The sequence below is a fragment of the Synechococcus sp. J7-Johnson genome, assembly GCF_024345795.1.
GTDB lineage: Bacteria > Cyanobacteriota > Cyanobacteriia > PCC-6307 > Cyanobiaceae > Regnicoccus_A.
The window spans coordinates 190,583-207,380 of the sequence record NZ_JAGQBU010000001.1 but is presented as its reverse complement, the minus strand read 5'-3'; the positions used below and the strand labels follow the sequence as shown (position 1 = coordinate 207,380).

The window sequence follows — 16,798 nt, the reverse complement described above, 5'->3', positions numbered from 1 at the left end:
CTAGCCAGCTGTCTCGGCCCGCTCCACCCGCACGGCGGCGGCCTTGAGTTCGGGTTGTTTCGAGATCGGGCAGCCCAGGGCATGCATCAGCCGGTTGGCCTCACAGGCCTGCTCCTGGGCGGCACCCCAGTGCATCGGCAGGAACACGGTGCCCGGGCGAATCCGATCGCTGATCTGCACCTTCACCTTCAGATCGCCGCGGCGGGAGCTCACCCGGGCCAGACCGCCATCGTCGAGGTTGCAGCGCTCGGCGTCAGCCGGGTGGATCTCCAGCAGGGGTTCAGGGTGGCTGCGGCGCACCCGCTCCACATGGACGGTGCGGGTCATGGTGTGCCAGTGGCCGAGGTAGCGCCCCACCGTGAGCACCAGTGGGAAGCCGGTATCCGGCGGCTCCCCCAGCCCCAGGGGTTGCTGGGCCACCAGGCGGGCTTTGCCGTTGGCGGTGGGGTAGACGCCCTGGGTGTGCAGCCGCGCCTGGCCGCCCCCCGCCGCCGTGCCGGCCGGGAAGGGCCACTGCTGGGGTCCGTGCTCGGTCAGCAGGCTGTGGCTGAGACCGCTGTGGTCACAGACCCGCCCAGCGGTGATCGCCGCGAACTCGGCGTAGACCTCAGCTGAGGAGCCGTAGGCGAACTGCTGGCCAAAGCCCAGCCGCCGGCCCACTTCCGCAAAGATGGACCAGTCGGGGCGGGCTTCGCCCGGGGGCTCCCGGAAGGCCTCGGAGAGGGTGACCCGGCGCTCCGAGTTGGTCATCACGCCCACCTTTTCGCTCCACTGGGCGGCAGGTAGCACCAGATGGGCCACCGCTTCGGTTTCGGTGCCGGCGTAGGCCTCGCTCAGCACCACCAGGGGGCAGCGGGCCACAGCCTGGCGCACCCGATCCAGCCAGGGCAGGCTCACCAGCGGGTTGGTGGCCGCCACCCACCACAGGCCCAGCTCGCCGCGTTCCATCGCCTCGATCTGCTCCCACACCGAGAGGCCATCGCGCTCGGAGATCGCGCCTGGGGGGAAGGCCCAGTGCTGCTCGATCTGGGCGCGGTGGCTGGCTTCATGGATCGAGCGGTACCCAGGCAGCAGCGCGGCCAGCCCGCCTGCTTCCCGTCCGCCCATGGCATTGGGCTGCCCGGTGAGCGAGAAGGGTCCGGCGCCGGGTTTGCCGATCTGGCGGCTGACCAGATGCAGGTTGATGATCCCCGCCACGGTGGCGGTGCCCTCCACGCTCTGGTTCACCCCCATCGACCAGAGGCTGAGCACCCCGGAACTGGCGGCCCAGAGCGCCGCCAGTTGCCGCAGCGCCTCTTCCTCGATCCCGCAGAGGGCGCAGACCCTCTCCGGTGTCCAGCCGGCCCAGAGGGCCGCCAGCTCAGAGAAGCCGTCGGCCGTGGCCGCCACCCGCTCAGGGTCAACGGCACCCCTCTCCAGCAGCAGATGACCCACACCGTGCAGCAGCACCAGATCTGTGCCGGGGCGAATGGCCAGGTGCAGGTCGGCCACATCGCTGGTGGCGGTGGCACGGGGATCAATAACGACAAGTTGCAGCGCCTCTTTCTGGCGGCGCTTGCGCTTCAGCAGTCGCTGGAAAAGCACGGGATGGCATTCGGCCGTGTTGGTGCCGATCAGCACCACCGTTTCGGCCAGGTCGAGGTCGTCGTAGCAGCAGGGGGGGCCATCGGAGCCCAGGCTGAGCTTGTAGCCCGACACCGCCGAGCTCATGCACAGCCGTGAATTGGCATCGAAATTGTTCGTGCCCAGGGCCCCTTTGATCAGTTTGTTGGCGACGTAGTAGTCCTCGGTGAGGAACTGGCCGGAGCCGTACATAGCGATGGCGCTGGATCCCCGCTCGGCCTGAATCGCCTGAATTCGCTCCACCAGAATCGTGAAGGCCCGCTCCCAGCTGATCGCCTCAAAGGGTTGGTCGCGCTGTTCGCGCCACAACGGTGTGGTGAGGCGGTTGTGGTGAAGGGTTTCGGTCACGGTGGCCCCCTTCACGCACACCTGGCCGAGGGAGGAGGGATGCTGCCGGTCACCCCGGACGGTCCAGATCGCCTCGGCTTGGGCTGGGGTGTCCGCTGCCGGTGGTTTGAGCTCCAGGCCACAGCCGACCCCGCAGTAGGGGCATTGAGCCTTGGCGGGAGCGGGCACTGGGCAGGTGGTGCAACGGGAGTCGCTCTCCATGCTGACCCATGGGCTGCGTTGGAGACGGGCGAAGTCGGAGTGAGGGCAAGGCCTATGGCGCCAATCAACGAAGCTCATCAATCGCCGGTTGACCCATAAGAAAAATGCCGCGTAAGGTTCGCCCACTGATCCCCGGCCCAAGAGCCTGAACCCTGTGAGCACGAGCATCCCCAATGCCGTCGATCAAATCACCGTCGAGCGGCCACTCGTCCCACCCCCCAGCGTGGTGCCCTGGTACCAGCAGTTCCGCCGTGTCCAGATAGTCCAGTCGCTAGAGGCGATTCAGGATCTGATCGCGGTCTTGCTCTGCGTGGGCCTGTTCTGCGTGATGGTGCTGCAGATGCGCATCCTCTTCTCGACGCTGCTCTCGGCGCCGCAGTTCCACGCGATCACCGCCGACATCCTCTTCATCCTGATCCTGGTGGAATTGTTCCGCCTGCTGATCATTTATCTGCAGGAGCAGCGGGTGTCTATCGGCGTGTCTGTGGAGATCGCGATCGTGTCGGTGCTGCGGGAGGTGATCGTGAACGGTGTGCTGGAAACCGACTGGCACCAGATCCTGGCGGTCTGCATGTTCCTGATCACCATGGCCGTTTTGATGGTGGTGAGGGTCTGGCTGCCGCCCACCTTCGCCGGGGTGGATCCGGAAGCCAAGGTTTCCGAGCGGATGAGGTCGGGGCCCTTCTTTAACCAGTGAGCTGCCAGCCCCTCGGGTGCCCGGTTGGTCTGCTGCTGCTGCATGGCTTCTGCGGCAGCACAGCCACCTTCAGCTCCCTGGAGCCAGCCCTGATCCAGCTCGGCCTCGTGGTGCAGGTGCCGATGCCCTCAATGAGTTGTGAGCCTCCGCCGCTGCGGCCATGAGCTCTTCCGTGATGGCGAGCAAGGAGCCGTGATCGCGACCGTGCTTCAGTTCGTCCATGAGCGGATCAGCCGGCGGCCCGTCGCGCCTTGACCCCAGACCGGAGCCGGCCCCGCTGCGGGCCTGCCTGCTCAGCGGCGGCGACAGCCGGCGCATGGGCACCGACAAGGCCCTGCTGAGCCACCCCAACGGCGGCACATGGCTGGAGCAGGCCCTGCGGCTGCTGGCCGGCCTCGGGGCGCCGCTCACCCTGGTGAGCCGCCATCGCGCCCACGGCCACCTTGCCCGTGAGTTGAACGAGCGGCTCGGGCTGGAGATCGAGGTGCTGCTGGAGCCGCCACCCCGGGAGGGGCCGCTGCTGGCCCTCACCCGGCTGATGGCGCTCCACCCCGGCCAGCGCCTGCTGCTCGCCCCGGTGGACATGCCCCGGCTGGAGCTCGAGAGCCTGCGGGTCCTGGTGGCGGCTGCCGAGGCTGGCTTCGATCCCGACACCATTCATCTGGCCCACGATGGCCGTCGGCTGCAGCCTCTGCTGGGTCTCTATCCGGCCACCCCCTCCAACCGGGCGTCAGCAGAGGCCTTCACCGGCCGGGGCGGGCGCAGCCTGCTGCGCTGGCTCGAGCAGACCCGCTGCGTCAGTGTCGTGGAGCTCGATCCAGCCCAGCTGCTCAATGCCAACACGCCTGGCGATTGCGGGCCAGGGCCAGGCGACGGTTTCAGCGGGTCTGCGCCAGGCTGAGCCCCCGGCAGCCGGCCGCCCAGGCCGGGCAGATGTGGCAGCTCCGACCCCTCCCCTCGATCAACTGGGCCGCCCGCCAGGAGTGTTGCGTCTCTCCCTCACCGCCCGTTGCAACCTTGCCTGCCCCTACTGCTGCCCGGACAGCCATGACCCTCCGGAGCTGCTGACCCAGGCGGAGCGGCTCCGGCTGGTGGGCGCGGCGGCGGAGCTGGGCTTCAGCAGGTTGCGGCTGACCGGCGGTGAGCCCCTGCTGCACATGGGTCTGGAGGAGCTGGTGGCGGCCCTGCGGCCCCTGCGCGGAGCGCGGGACGGCTCAGGTTCGTCGGGGCTGAGCGAGATCGCTCTCACCACCAATGGGGTGTTGCTCAGCGCAGAGCGGGCCCGGGAACTGCGGGCAGCGGGCCTGGATCGGATCACCGTGAGCCTCGATGGCACTGATGGCGCCAGCGTGGCGCGCATGGCGGGCCTCGCCGGTGGGGCAATGGCTGGAGAGGCCGTGCTCGAGAAGGTGCTCAGGGCCCTCGACCATGCCTCTGGCGCTGGTTTCGATCCCGCCAGGGGCGCTCTCAAGCTCAACGCCGTGATCGCCCGCGGCCGCAACGAGGATCAGCTGCTGCTCCTGGCGGAGCTGGCCCGGCAACGGGGAATCGAGCTGCGGCTGATCGAGTTCATGGACGTGGGCAACCGCAACGGCTGGCAGCCGGATCTGGTGCTGCCCGCCGCCGAGATGGTGCGCCGGATCGGCGCCTACTGGCCGCTTGAGCCCCTGGGCCGCCAGGCCCATGGCACGGCCAGCCGCTGGCGCTACCGCGATGGCGGGGGGCATCTCGCCGTGGTGGCTTCGATCTCGGCCCCCTTCTGCGGCGACTGCGACCGGCTCCGCATCACCGCCGACGGTGTGGCTTACACCTGCCTGTTCGCCTCCAGCGGCCTGGATCTCAAGCCCTGGTTGCGCTCGCCTTCAGCCGCTGGGGAGAGCCTGAGCGGGGCCATGCGGAGTCTCTGGGGCCGGCGCCACGACCGTTACAGCGAGGAGCGCGCCGAAGAGCATTCTTCAGGGACCGTCACAATTCAACGCTCCCACGCTGAAATGGCCTATCTGGGGGGGTGATGATTCTTCTGACGCCCATGCGCTCAGCTGTCAATCGCTTTCCTATCCATGCGCCACACGTTTCAGGCCGCGCTCGCCATCTCGGTGATCAGCTTGCCGCTGGCGGCCCTCGCCCTGCCCTTCAAGCCCGATCCCACCTCGTTTGCCATCTATCTCGGCAAGAAAGTGATGGAGGATGGTTCAAGGGTGAACTTCTCCAATTTGAGCGGTTGTGCCGCCAGTGGTAAGGGTCTGAAGGAGGTATACAGCTGCCAGAGCGGCGAGGCTCTGCTCACCACCCCCGCCGGAGCGCGGCGCTCGTGCAAGGCAGTGGTGCGTGACGGCCGCCCGGGCATCGTCTGGACGGCCAATCCGAACGGTGGGGGGTCCTGGCAGGGGAACCTGGAGTGTCCACCACTTCCCGAGACGGGTTCAGGAGCCGGAGAGGCAGTGAAAGCTCAGTGAAGTCTCTGGAACTCCGATTCAAACGAACGTGCTGATGAACTCAGCCACGCTGATCTGCCGGCAGTAGCCCTGGAAGCAGCTCATGGCAGCCCGGTGCCGCTCGGCTGATTCGGCCATGCAGGCATCGATCAGGCAGATCACTTCGTAGCCGCGATCGGCCGCATCCTTGACGGTGTGATCGATGCATTGATCGCTGAGCAAGCCCGCCACCACCAGCTGGGTGATGCCGATGTTGCGCAGCAGGTAATCGAGGCTGGTGGAGTTGAAGGGGGACGAGGAACTCTTCGGCAGCACCAGTTCATCGGGCCAGGGAGCTAGGGCATCGATCACCCGGGCCTCCCAGCTGCCTGGGGCAAAGCCCAGACCGGAGCGTTTGTAGTCGAGGCTGCGGTCGCGGCCGTCGGCGGTGAGGTTGGCGATCACGGTGTGGATCACCTCCAGGCCGCTCGAGCGGGCGTAGCCCAGCGCCTGCTCCAGCCGGGGGAGGACCGTCGCCTGGAAGTGGGCGTCGAAGCCGTGCGGTCGGGAAGGCCGGGGTGGCTGCGGCGGATGCGGCAGCGTGGATGGCTGGATGGCTCCAGCGCTGCCGGTGGGACCGGCCGGTCCGCAGGTGCCGTTCTGGATGTCAACCAGGAGCAGGGCCGTGGGAGCCAAGGGAGCAGGGGCCGCGGCCTCCACCATGGCCTCTGTTACCGAATCGGGCAATGATTCCTGGCCCGTGGCTGCCTTGCCGTGCCGGACCTCCCCAGCGCCACTGCCCAGACCACCGCACTGCTGGAGCGCGGCCTGCGCCGGCTGGCGATCACCTTCGTGAATCACGCCGGATCGGTGCTGGTGAAGGTGGTGCCGCTGGAGCGGTTGGCGCTGGTGGCAAGCCAGGGAGTGGGCTTTTCACCGGTGGCCGATGCCTTCGGGGCCACGGGCCTGATCGATCCGCAGCAGAGCCTGGCCCGCCCTGATGGCGACCTGCGCCTGAAGCCCGATCTCACAGCGCTGCGCCCGCTCGACCCTGCCTCCGGCTGGGCCTGGGCTCCGGGCGTTCGCCATGGCCGCGATGGTGAGGTCTATGCCCTGGATCAGCGCGGCTTCTGCGCCCGGCAGCAGGCGGCTTTCGCGGCTGCCGGCCTGAGCGCCCTGGCCGGTTTCGAGATCGAGTGGATGGTGGGGTTGCCCCAGCCGGTTGGCGGTGCCGGGGGCTGGAGTCCGGCGGTGGTGGGCGGCCCCTACGGCGCTGATCGGCTGGTGCAGGGGTTCGATTACCTCACTGCCGTGGCCGAGGCCCTCGATGCGGCCGAGCTCTCCTGGCTGCAGCTGCACCCGGAGTACGGCGCCGGCCAGTTCGAGCTGGCGCTGGCGCCGGCGCCGCCGCTCGAGGCCGCCGATCGCCTGGTGGCGGCGCGCCTGGTGATCCAGCAGGTGAGCCGTCGCTTTGGCTGGATCTGCAGCTTTGCCCCTGTGGTGACGGCTGATCTGGTGGGCAATGGCGGCCATCTGCACCTGAGCGTGGCGGACCAGGGTGTGCCCCTTCTCGGTGGCGGCACGGGCACCGCTGGCCTCACGGCCCGGGGGGAAGCGCTGCTGGCGGGTCTGCTGGAGCAGCTGCCGGCCCTGATGCCCCTGGCCTGCGCCCTGGCGGTCTCGTACAAGCGGCTGGCACCGGGCCGCTGGGCGGCGCCTTTCCAGGTCTGGGGGGTGGAGAACCGGGAGGCGGCCCTGCGCCTGGTGCCGGCCGGCGGGGGCGAGCCCGGCCACCTGGAGCTCAAAGTGGCCGATCTCAGCGCCAACCCCTATCTGCTGGTGGGGTCTGTGCTGGCGATGGTGCAGAACGCCCTGCAGCAACCCAGGCCCCTGCCGCCGCCGCTTTCGGGCGATCCTGCCGCCGCGTCTGCCGCCGTGGCGCCGCGGCTTCCCCAGACCCTCTCGGAGGCGGTGCGGGCGTTCGAGGCCAGCCCGGTGCTGAGGGAGGCCATGGGGGAGGCTCTGCAGCGCACCGTGGCGGAGTCACGCCAGGCTGAGGTGCGCCGCAGTGATGCCCTCCCCGACGAGGCCTTGATCGCCTCCACCCGCGCCTGGCCCCTAACCGGTCTCTGAGCATGAACGAGCCGAGCCCCACTACCAGCTTGAGTCCAACGACCACGCCAGCCGAAGACCATCTGGCCAGCAGCGCGATCGTTGACTGGCACACACCCATCGTGCGGTCACTGGCGCGGCAACTGGGCGATGGCACCCAGCTGCAGGTTGCCGAGCGTTGCTTCCAGTGGGTCCGCGACCGTGTGCGCCACAGCTTCGACATCGTCGGCGCAGGCCCCACATCCATGGGCACCACCACCGCCGCGATACCAGTGACCTGCACGGCCTCGGAGGTGCTGGAGCAGCGCAGCGGTATCTGCTTCGCCAAAAGCCATCTGCTGGCGGCCCTGTTGCGGGCGAACGGGATCCCGGCTGGCTTCGGGTATCAGCGCCTCTCTCTCAACGACAGCGGTCCGCCCTTCGTCCTGCATGGCTTCAACTGGGTGGCGCTGCCCGGTTTCGGCTGGCATCCACTCGATGCTCGCGGCGATCGCGAGGGAGTGGCGACCCGCTTCGAGCCACCGGCAGTCTCTCTGGCCTACTCCGCGCGCCTCCCCGGCGAGCGCACCGATCCGCAGGTGTTCGCAGAGCCCCTGGCCGTGGTGGTGACGGCCCTGCGCCAGTCCCCGGATTTGGCCGCCCTGCGCCAGTCCCTGCCCGACTGGCAGCCATGAGCCACGCCTGGTGGGTGGTGCACTAGCTGGGGGAGGTGTTCCGCAGCCAAGACGGACGGCATTCTCACCAGCGAGCAGACTCGCCCATGGCGGGAGCCGGCTCGGATCCCGCGCTGATCGCCAGGTGCTCGATGTCCCCTCCCGACCAGGCTGCGGCCCCACCGGCACCGCCGTCCACCCTGCTGCACATCCTGGGGGTGAGCTTCGGGATCGCCGGGGCGGTGGGGGGCACCGTGGGTGCCGGCATCCTGCGCACGCCGGGGCTGGTGACTGCGCAACTGGGCAGCGGCCCGTTGATCGTGGCTGCCTGGGTGGCGGGGGCGCTCTATGCCCTGCTCGGTGCGCTCGCGGTGGCTGAGCTGGGCGCCAGCCTGCCCCGTGCCGGCGGCTGGACCGTGTATGCCCGGCGGGCCCTGGGGGATCAGGCCGGCTTCACCGTGGGCTGGATCGACTGGGTTGGGCACTGCGCCGGCCTGGCCTGGGTGGCCGTGACCATCGGCGACTACACGATCGGTCTGCTGCCGGCCCTGCCTGTGGGCAGCAAGGCGGTGGCCCTGCTGGTGCTCGTGGGCTTCGCCCTGATCCAGCAGCTGGGCCTGGAGGCCGGTAGCCTCAGCCAAAAAATCCTCAGCCTCGGCAAGGCCATCGCCTTCCTGGGCCTGATCACGGCCTGCTTTCTGCATGCCCCTCTCAGAGATCTGGCGGGCCTGGCCGAACCGCTGCTGGATGCCGCCGAGCCCGCAGAGCCGATCGCGGCCTCAGGCATCAGCCTCGGCATCGGCGTGGTGTTCGCCATGCAGGCTGTGATCACCACCTACGACGGTTGGCACAGCCCGATCTATTTCGCCGAGGAATTCGCCGAGCCCAGCTCGGATCTGCCCCGCTCCCTGGTGGGTGGTGTGCTTAGCGTGGCGGGGCTGTATCTGCTGGTGAATCTGGCGCTGTTGCGGCTGCTGCCGGTCTCGCGGATCGCCGGGTCGGTGCTGCCTCTGGCCGATGCGGCCGAGGTGATCTTCGGGGCCTGGAGCGCTCAGCTGATCGTGGTGCTGGCCCTGATCTCCTCGTTCGGGCTCGTCAATGCCGTGGTGATGGGCGCGCCGCGCATCCTCTTCGGCCTCAGCCGCGATGGCCTCTTCCTGCCTCAGTTCGCTGCGGTGAGCGCCAGCGGCACCCCCGTGCTGGGGCTGGTGGTGACCACTGCCAGCGCCGGCCTGCTGGTGATCTTCGGCGATTTCACGATCCTGCTGGGCATTGCCTCCTTTCTCTATGTGCTGCTCTACCTGAGCGGAATCACCGCCCTGGTCCTGCTGCGCTGGCGGGAGCCGGATCTGGAGCGGCCCTTCCGCGATCCGGGCTATCCGATCAGCGCCGCGATCGTGTGGCTGGGTTCCTTCGCCTTCCTGGTCGCCGCCATCCGCAACGACACCGCCAACAGCGCTGGCGCCCTCGGCCTGATCCTGCTCAGCTTTCCCCTGCATCGGCTGACGCGGCGCCTGACGCCATCGCCGCCGGCCTGAGCCCGCCCCGCACCAGCACCGGCACCCGTTTGAAGGCGGGCGTGCCGCTGCGGGGATCCACCGGGGCTCGGATGATCGCATTCACCTCCGGGTAAAACATCAGGGCGGCGCCCTCGCGGATCTCGCCGGGGATGATCTCGATCCCCTCCAGGCTTCCGGCTTCGCCCTGCACTGTCACGCGCTGGTGGGCGCTCAGGCCTGAGCGGGCCAGATCGGCCCGGTTCATCAGGATTGTCTGGCGGTGCGGCATGCCCCGGTAGGAATCGCCCTGCTTGTAGACAACAGTGTTGTGCTGGGAGTAGCTGCGGGCGGTGATCAGGGCCAGCACCAGGCCGGCTTCTCCAGGAGCCAGGCCGCCGAACTGGTCCGGCTCAGGCAGCGTCAGCGCCGGCAGGGGTGTGGGGGCCATCCGTGCTTTCCCTGATGGGGTCGGGAAGCTGGGCCGCTCGAACAGCCGTCCTTCCACACTGAATTCACGCTTCGTGGCATCGATCGTGGCGATCGGGCCGTAGCCGGGCACGGTGCGGGCGATCAGCTGGCGCACATAGACGGGATCCTGCAGGCGGCCCCAGTCGATCGGGTCTGCGCCCATCAGCCGCCGGGCCAGCTCGGCCAGGAAGCCCACCTCGCTGATCAGATCGGCTCGTTTCAGGTGGGTCTGGCCCGGTTCGTTGAGGCGCACGAAGTTGTTGCCCGCTTCGGTGGTGGTGCGGTGCGGTGTTTCGAAGCGGTTGAACACCGGCAGCACCAGGGTCTGGCGGCCCCCGAGCCCATGGAAATGCCCCTGGTTGGGCTTGGTGGCCAGGTACATCACGGTGTCGATACGGCCGAGGGCGCGGCGGGCCTGCTCCGAATCCGGGTTGGCGCCCCAGAGGTTGCCGCCCAGGCAGAGCAGGGTGTCGACCGCACCGGCTTCGGCGGCCCCGATCAGGGCGCGGGTGTCGTAGCCGGGTACGCGACTGAGCGGGCGGCCAAGCAGCGCCTCGAGGGCTGTCTGCATCTCGGCGCGCAGCTTCACCGTGACGCCCATCGAGCCGAAGCCCTGCACGTTGGAGTGACCGCGGATCGGCATCGTGCCAGCTCCGCTCCGGCCGGCGTTGCCGCTCAGCAGGGCCGTGTTGGCGATGGCGTGCACGTTGTTGGTGCCGTTGGCGTGATGGGTGATGCCCATCGCCCAGGCGAACACCACGCCCCTGGCGCGGGCGATCACGGCTGCTGCGTGCTCGATCTCCTCACGGCTGAGGCCACAGCAGGCGGTGATCGCTTCCCAGGCGGTGGCGCGCAGCTGCTCCAGCACCGCCTCGGACCCTTCGGTGTGGGCGGCGAGGAAGTCATGGCGCACGTGGCCGGATTCCAGCAACGCCTTCTGGATCCCCACAAACACGGCCGTGTCGCTGCCCGGTACCGGCTGCAGGAACAGCGAGGCGATCTCCGAACCCCGCAGCATCGATTTGATCGGAAAGGCGGGCGAGCCGAACTTGAGCAGGCCCACCTCCAGCACCGGGTTGATCACGATCACAGCTCCGCCGCGCTCGCGCAGGCGGATCATCTCGTTCATCAGCCGCGGGTGGTTGGCCGGCGCGTTGGAGCCCACCAGCACCACGCAGTCGGACTGCTGCAGGCTCTCCAGGCTCACCATCGAGGTGCCCGAGCCGAAGACCTCGCCCAGCCCCACGGTGGAGGGGGCGTGGCAGAGATCGGAGCAGTCGGCCAGGTTGTTCGAGCCCAGCGCCCGCACCATCAACTGCAGCAGGTAGGCGGCCTCGTTCGAGGAGCGGCCGGAGCTGTAGGAGGCCAGCCGCTCCGGCGGCACCCGGAAAGCAGCTTCAGCCAGCTCGAAGACGTCGTCCCAGCCGAGGCGCTCATAGTGGCTGCGGCCCTCGCGCAGGATCAGCGGATGGCTGAGGCGCCCGAGCCGATCGGCCTCCAGGGAGCTCAGGCGCTGGAGCTCGTTGATACTGCGGCCGGAGAAGACGGATTCCGGCACCGCCGCCTGCAGTTCGGCGCTGATCGCCTCGACGCTCTTGAGGCAGCGCTGCAGCGGCTCACCCAGCTCATCGACGAAGCCGCCGTTCTGACCGCCGGTGCCCCAGGCGCAGGAGAGGCAGGCGCTCTTGTGCAGCAGGGTCTGCCACAGCAGCGGGCCGCGGGGGGAGAGGGTGGCTTTGGCCCAGCCGTCGATCACGGGCCAGCCGCCGCCCAGGCTGGGGGTGCCGCTGGATCCGGGCGGTTCTGCCTTCACGATGCTCGCTGCGACGGCCACTCGTTCAGGATGGCGCGCCCCTCCGCCCATAGGGCCCAGTCGTGGGTTTCGGCTTGTTGCCGCCGATACGATCAGGGCTCAGCTGCTGGATCCGGCATCCCCCCAGTCGCAGCGCACCGAAGCCAGATCCTCTACGGCTGCGCCGGCACGTTCCTGGGCCAGTCGGGGCTGTTCATCGATCTGCCCTCCCTTCCGCTCCTGGCGCGCGACTTTCAGGTGAGCGCCGCTGGCAGTCAGGAGTCGATCACCGCCTACGCGTTGGGCTATGGCTTCTCGCAGTTGGTCTGGGGCCCGCTCTCCGATCGCTGGGGACGCCGTCCCACGGCCCTCACGGGGCTCGCTCTGTTCAGCCTGGCCAGCCTGCTGCTGGTGGTGGTCTCGGGCTTTGCTCCATTCCTGATCATGCGCCTGATTCAGGGCATCGGCGCCGGCTGCGGCACCTCGGTGTCACGGGCCTGCCTGCGCGATGTCTTCAGCGACCGGCTGCTGACCCGGGCCATGTCTTTCGTTGCCATGAGCTACGCCGTGGCTCTTGGCCTGGCGCCCTTTCTGGGCGGACTGATCGCCCGGGTGGCTCCGTGGCGAGTTGATTTTCTGCTGCTGGCGCTAATGGGGGCGGTCACGGCCGCGGTGCTCTCCAGAGGGCTCAAGGAAGTCCGCCGCCTGGCCCCGGCGGAGCGGCGAGCAGGGGTGCGCCTGGGCGAGATCGCCTTGGGCTATGGCCGCCTGGCCCGTGATTCCCGCTTCCTGGTGCCCACCTTGATTGCCACCTTCGGCACCGGACTGATGGTGGTCTACGGCGCGGTCAGTCCGTTTGATTTCGAGAAGGGATTTGGCTTCAGCCCGTCTCAGTTCGGTGCCATCTCCCTCAGCCTGAGCGTGCCTTATCTGGTGGGCGCCGCCATCGTGAGCCGCTGGGTGATGGGCCTGGGCCAGGAGCGGTTGCTGCGCGGCGGGCTCGGCGCCGTGCTGGCCGGTGCGGGCTTGATGCTGGTGCTGGGGTTGGCGGGCCGCTTCGATGCCGCTTCCCTGCTGCTGCCGATGCTCGTTGTCACGCTGGGCGCCGGCCTCCTGGTTCCGATCGGCCTGGCCATGCCGATGCAGGCGTTCCCCGCCCAGGCCGGACAGGCCACGGCGCTGACGGGCCTCCTGCAGCAGGAGGGAACGGGCCTGCTGGTGGCCATGGCTGCGGGAATCTCCGCCACTTCCATGGTTCCCCTGGCGGCGGCCCTGCTGGTGCTCGGAGGAATCCTGGCCATGCTGGTGCGCGCTTACGGCCGCCTTGCCCCCAGTCGATGACCGGGCCCCTGCCACGGCTTCAGGCTGGCCGGTGCGGGGATTCGCTCAGCCGCGGCAGCAGCTGCACCAGATTGCAGGGGCGGGTGCCCGCGTCGAGCTGGGCGCGGATCAGGCGGTCCCAGGCCGTGGTGACGGCATCGAGGGAGCCCGGCAGCACGAAGATCACGGTGCCGTTGGCCACGCCGGCCAGGGCTCGGCTCTGCAGGGTGCTGGTGCCGATCGACTCGAAGGAGAGCACGCGGAAGAGCTCACCGAAGCCCTCGATCGTCTTGTCGAGCAGGGGGGCGACGGCTTCAGGACTGCCGTCGCGGCCGGTGAGGCCGGTGCCGCCGGTGCTGATCACCACCTGCACGGCGGCAGCGGCGATCCAGCCGCTGATCACGGCGCGGATGGCGTAGCGGTCGTCGGGCACCAGGCGCCTCTCGATCAGCCGGTGACCGGCCGTCTCCAGCCGCTCCTGCAGGACGTCCCCGGAAGGATCGCCGCTGGACGGGTCGGCGCTGCGCCGGTCGGAGACCGTGAGCAGGGCGATGGCGAGGCTCAAGACCGGAGAACGCGGCTAGACGCTCATTGTGATCGGCCTCCCCACCTGCAGCGGCGGGGAAGAGCCCTGCTGCCCTACAGCTGAATCGCCGGCAGCTGGCTCGACTGCCAGCGCCCTTCGGCCTTTTCGCTCACCAGCGGCGTGAGGCTGATCCGCAGCGGGGTGCCCTCCGCCACGTCGACGCGCAGGGCGGAGTAGGCGCGGCGCAGGCTGGAGCCGCGGCCGCTGCGGCCCACGAACAGCCGTGAGCGGGCAATGACGCGATCAGCGCCGGGTGGCCCCTCACGCAGCTCCTCACCCTCCGGCCGCTGCCGCCGCAGGCTGTAACCGCTGCCGCCGCAGATCACCCAGGGAATGCCGGCATCGCCATGGCCGGTGTCCTCCACCTGAACCACCTCGAGGCAGTGGGCATGGCCGCTGAAGGCCAGATCGAGCAGGGGCCTGCCGGCCGGGCGATCGCCCAGGGCGGCGGCCACGCGATCGAGTACGCGGCGCAACTGGGCGCGCACGGCCAGGGTCTGCCCCTGATCCCACTTGGTGGCTTCGGTGACGAAGGGTGGATGGTGCAGCACCAGCAGGCGGCCGCGCACCGCTGGGTTGCGCCAGGAGGCGATCAGGGCCGCGGCGAACCAGTCGAGCTGGGCGTCGTCGAGCTCCGGCGCCCGGCCAGTGCGTGCCCGGACCCCGCTGGCCAGCTGCTTGTCGATGTCGCGGATCTGCTCGTCGAGTTGCTCCGCCTTGGCGGCCCGATCCTCCCGGGCCTCCACCTCGTTGTCGCCGGGGTCGCGGACGAGATCGCTCAGCAGGGCCAGGCGCTCGGCTGCGAGAGAGCGGCGGCGGCGGTTCAGGGCATCATCGCGGCGGGTCGCTTCTGCAAGGTCGGCAGGATCGGGCGGCAGGGGCTGGTTGAAGGTGTTGGAGTCGAGCGCGAACAGATCGATGCCGGCCCAGCGCATGGCGTAGTAGCGGTTGGGCAGACGGGTGTAGGCACCGGGGCGGTAGAGCAGGCAGCGTGCCCCGTCGACCACGGCGCTGCGGGTGCGCATGAGATGGGCACTGAGGCGAGCCTCCGGCACCGCGTCGAGCATGTCGAGGAAGGCGCGCGACCAGGCCTGACCCACGAAGGAGCCGTGCCAGCCCACGTCGAGGTCGATCCAGGAACGCAGCAGTCGGCGCGGCGGCGCCGTGAGGCCGGCGAGCAGACTGAGCGGCAGGGGGAGGTCGTAATAGTCGTGGTTGCCGAGCACCGGCAGGAACGGCACCCTGAAAACCAGCTGGTCGTAGCGGAGACGGCGCCAGGCATCGCCCCCCACGAGCCACTCTCGGTAGGGGCGGATGAAGTTGTCGCGGTACTGCTCGCTGGAGCCCGTCAGGTAGACGACGTCGCCGGTGTGGAGCAGAAAGCGGGCATCGGCCCCATGGCTGAGCAGCAGCTCGGCCACCTGGCGCTGGGGACTGCTGCGGCGGTGGCGCCCGGTGCCGCTGTCGCCAAGTACCAGGAAGGAGAAGGCCTCGGGGGTGCCCGGATCCCCCTCGATCGCCAGGCGGCAGGGATCGATACCGTGGCGGGCGAATTCGGGATGGCCCCAACGCACCCGCGCCGCCATGCGGCGGATCTTGGTGGCGATGCCCGCCTCGGAGGCGAGATTCACGGAAGCGGCAGCGGGGCGAACACCGTGAGGGCGCCGGGCAGGCAAGTGAAGGTGACGGGATCGGCCTCCAGCATTTCGCCATCGATCACCAGCTTCTGGGGTGGATCGGTGGTGATCGTGATCTGTCGAGCGCGCAGGCAGAGCAGGTCGGGATGGGTGGTGGGCGACTGCACCACGGCGGAGGCGAGCAGGGAGGCCAGGGCGTTGAAGCCCTGGAGGCGGGTGGTGGGGGAGGCAATGGTGACCTCGAGCAGACCGTCGTCGGGGATCACCTGGCCAAACCCCTGGGCCAGCACGGAGGTGGCGGGCGCCACATTCGCCACGGTGATGGCGGCGGCCTGCACCACGGTGAGGGCGCCGTCGATCTCGACGCGGGCCTGGAAGGGCTGCTGGGCCACGAGCTGCTGGGCGCCGGCGAGCACGTAGGCGATGGGACCCAGCATGGTCTTGAGCTCCCGGGTGGCGCGATCCACCATCCCGGCCTCGAAGCCGAGGCCGGCCAGCAGGATCATCGGCACGTCGTTGCAGCGGGCGGCGTCGACCACATGGGTATGGCCCGCCAGGATGGTGTCGCAGGCGCCGATCAGGTCGGTGGGGATGCCGAGCGCCGCAGCGAAGGCGTTGGCGGTGCCGCGGGGGATCACGCCCAAAACAATGCCGGTGTCGGCCACTGCTCCCGCCACGGCCGAAACGGTGCCGTCGCCGCCGCAGGCCACGATCATCACGTCGCCGGGATCGCCGGCTGGCCGCGCCTGCAGGATGTCGACGAGTTCGCGCGTCTGCTCGGCCGGATCGAGATCAGGACGTGTGAGCAGCACGGTGATCAGCAGCTGCGGCTCGAGGATCGAGCGGATCAGGGCCAGATCGGCATTGGGATCCCCCTGGCCGGCCACCGGATTGAAGAGGAGATAGGCCATGCGTCCATGGGCCAGGCCGCGCAGGGCCAGGTCGGCGCTGGCCGCGTTGAGCGCCAGGGGCACTCCGGCCAGGTCGCAGGCGCGGAGCAACAGCGCCGGATCGGGGGTTGAGCCCGGCGGCTCACAGGGGTCAGCGAAAGCGATCACCGCCACCACCTCGCCGGCGAGTACACGCGCGGCGGCCATGATGTCGCCCCCGTCAGCCAGGGCGGGGAGCTCGGCGAGCGGAAGATCGCCAGCTGGGACAAGCTCGCGCAGGCGGCGGGCGAGTTCGGCGGTGGCGAGCAGAGGAAGGCCGGCCAGGGATCGGCCATGCCGATCCAGCCAGAAGACCAGCTCCTCCTCGCGCGAAGCGCTCGCCAGCAACAACAGTGCGTGGGCCATTAAGAGTCAAGCTACGGCGGCGTGCAGGTGAGAGGATCCCTTCGATGGCTCAACGCTTGTGCAAGTTGATGTAATCACTGTGGCAGCGAAATCTGATCTGGACGCACTGCCTCTAACGCCCGCTCTTACGCCCCGGCAGCTTGAGTAAATAGT

General features: G+C 69.2%; 15 protein-coding genes. 9 read left to right on the top strand and 6 right to left on the bottom strand.

Features of this window, described 5'->3' with window-relative positions:
• A complete protein-coding gene (locus KBY93_RS01070; RefSeq protein ID WP_255092370.1) occupies nucleotides 1–2,172 on the bottom strand; it encodes a molybdopterin oxidoreductase family protein in 2,172 nt (723 codons plus the stop codon).
• Between the two features lie 187 nt (nucleotides 2,173–2,359).
• Here KBY93_RS01070 and KBY93_RS01065 point away from each other — a divergent pair, with 187 nt between their 5' ends.
• Genes KBY93_RS01065 through KBY93_RS01045 form a run of 5 tightly spaced genes read left to right on the top strand, consistent with a single transcriptional unit; the run spans nucleotide 2,360 to nucleotide 5,325 of the window.
• Nucleotides 2,360–2,869, top strand: a complete 510-nt coding sequence (locus tag KBY93_RS01065; protein WP_399222298.1) for a phosphate-starvation-inducible PsiE family protein — start codon at nucleotides 2,360–2,362, stop codon at nucleotides 2,867–2,869.
• On the top strand, nucleotides 2,866–3,033 hold the full coding sequence (locus tag KBY93_RS01060) for a hypothetical protein (protein ID WP_255092369.1): 168 nt from the start codon (nucleotides 2,866–2,868) through the stop codon (nucleotides 3,031–3,033). The genes KBY93_RS01065 and KBY93_RS01060 overlap by 4 nt, the downstream gene beginning before the upstream one ends.
• Before the next feature lie 56 nt (nucleotides 3,034–3,089).
• Entirely contained in the window at nucleotides 3,090–3,770 is a 681-nt protein-coding gene (locus KBY93_RS01055; protein ID WP_255092368.1) for a molybdenum cofactor guanylyltransferase, read from the top strand.
• A 34-nt stretch (nucleotides 3,771–3,804) separates the two neighbouring features.
• A complete protein-coding gene (locus KBY93_RS01050; protein ID WP_255092367.1) occupies nucleotides 3,805–4,881 on the top strand; it encodes a GTP 3',8-cyclase MoaA in 1,077 nt (358 codons plus the stop codon).
• 48 nt (nucleotides 4,882–4,929) lie between these two features.
• On the top strand, nucleotides 4,930–5,325 hold the full coding sequence (locus KBY93_RS01045) for a hypothetical protein (protein ID WP_255092366.1): 396 nt from the start codon (nucleotides 4,930–4,932) through the stop codon (nucleotides 5,323–5,325).
• Nucleotides 5,326–5,343: 18 nt separating this feature from the next.
• Here the strand turns inward: KBY93_RS01045 and KBY93_RS01040 are convergent, their stop codons facing one another.
• A complete protein-coding gene (locus KBY93_RS01040; protein WP_255092365.1) occupies nucleotides 5,344–6,006 on the bottom strand; it encodes a cysteine hydrolase family protein in 663 nt (220 codons plus the stop codon).
• Between the two features lie 51 nt (nucleotides 6,007–6,057).
• On the opposite strand from KBY93_RS01040, the gene KBY93_RS01035 reads away from it, so the two are divergent.
• The 3 genes from KBY93_RS01035 to KBY93_RS01025 all read left to right on the top strand — a co-directional run bounded on the left by KBY93_RS01035 (nucleotide 6,058) and on the right by KBY93_RS01025 (nucleotide 9,586).
• Complete coding sequence (locus KBY93_RS01035) at nucleotides 6,058–7,416, top strand: glutamine synthetase (RefSeq protein WP_255092364.1); 1,359 nt, start codon at nucleotides 6,058–6,060, stop codon at nucleotides 7,414–7,416.
• A gap of 29 nt (nucleotides 7,417–7,445) precedes the next feature.
• Nucleotides 7,446–8,069 (top strand): transglutaminase family protein, encoded by a 624-nt coding sequence (locus KBY93_RS01030; RefSeq protein ID WP_255092363.1) that lies wholly within the window; start codon nucleotides 7,446–7,448, stop codon nucleotides 8,067–8,069.
• Between the two features lie 131 nt (nucleotides 8,070–8,200).
• Entirely contained in the window at nucleotides 8,201–9,586 is a 1,386-nt protein-coding gene (locus KBY93_RS01025; protein WP_255092362.1) for an APC family permease, read from the top strand.
• Here KBY93_RS01025 and KBY93_RS01020 read toward each other — a convergent pair.
• On the bottom strand, nucleotides 9,531–11,849 hold the full coding sequence (locus tag KBY93_RS01020) for an FdhF/YdeP family oxidoreductase (RefSeq protein WP_399222275.1): 2,319 nt from the start codon (nucleotides 11,847–11,849) through the stop codon (nucleotides 9,531–9,533). The genes KBY93_RS01025 and KBY93_RS01020 overlap by 56 nt on opposite strands.
• A 9-nt stretch (nucleotides 11,850–11,858) precedes the next feature.
• Between KBY93_RS01020 and KBY93_RS01015 the strand changes: the two genes are divergently transcribed.
• Nucleotides 11,859–13,148 carry an MFS transporter gene (locus KBY93_RS01015; RefSeq protein ID WP_255092361.1) on the top strand — a complete coding sequence of 430 codons (1,290 nt, stop codon included), beginning with the start codon at nucleotides 11,859–11,861 and terminating at the stop codon, nucleotides 13,146–13,148.
• 19 nt (nucleotides 13,149–13,167) lie between these two features.
• Here the strand turns inward: KBY93_RS01015 and moaB are convergent, their stop codons facing one another.
• The 3 genes from moaB to KBY93_RS01000 form a co-directional block, all read right to left on the bottom strand.
• Nucleotides 13,168–13,692: a molybdenum cofactor biosynthesis protein B gene (gene moaB / locus KBY93_RS01010; protein WP_255092359.1), complete on the bottom strand. Its 525-nt coding sequence runs from the start codon at nucleotides 13,690–13,692 to the stop codon at nucleotides 13,168–13,170.
• 74 nt (nucleotides 13,693–13,766) lie between these two features.
• Nucleotides 13,767–15,344 carry a metallophosphoesterase gene (locus KBY93_RS01005; RefSeq protein ID WP_255092358.1) on the bottom strand — a complete coding sequence of 526 codons (1,578 nt, stop codon included), beginning with the start codon at nucleotides 15,342–15,344 and terminating at the stop codon, nucleotides 13,767–13,769.
• Nucleotides 15,341–16,645 (bottom strand): diacylglycerol kinase family protein, encoded by a 1,305-nt coding sequence (locus KBY93_RS01000; protein ID WP_255092357.1) that lies wholly within the window; start codon nucleotides 16,643–16,645, stop codon nucleotides 15,341–15,343. Before KBY93_RS01000 ends, KBY93_RS01005 begins: the two co-directional genes overlap by 4 nt.
• Nucleotides 16,646–16,798: the final 153 nt, after the last annotated feature.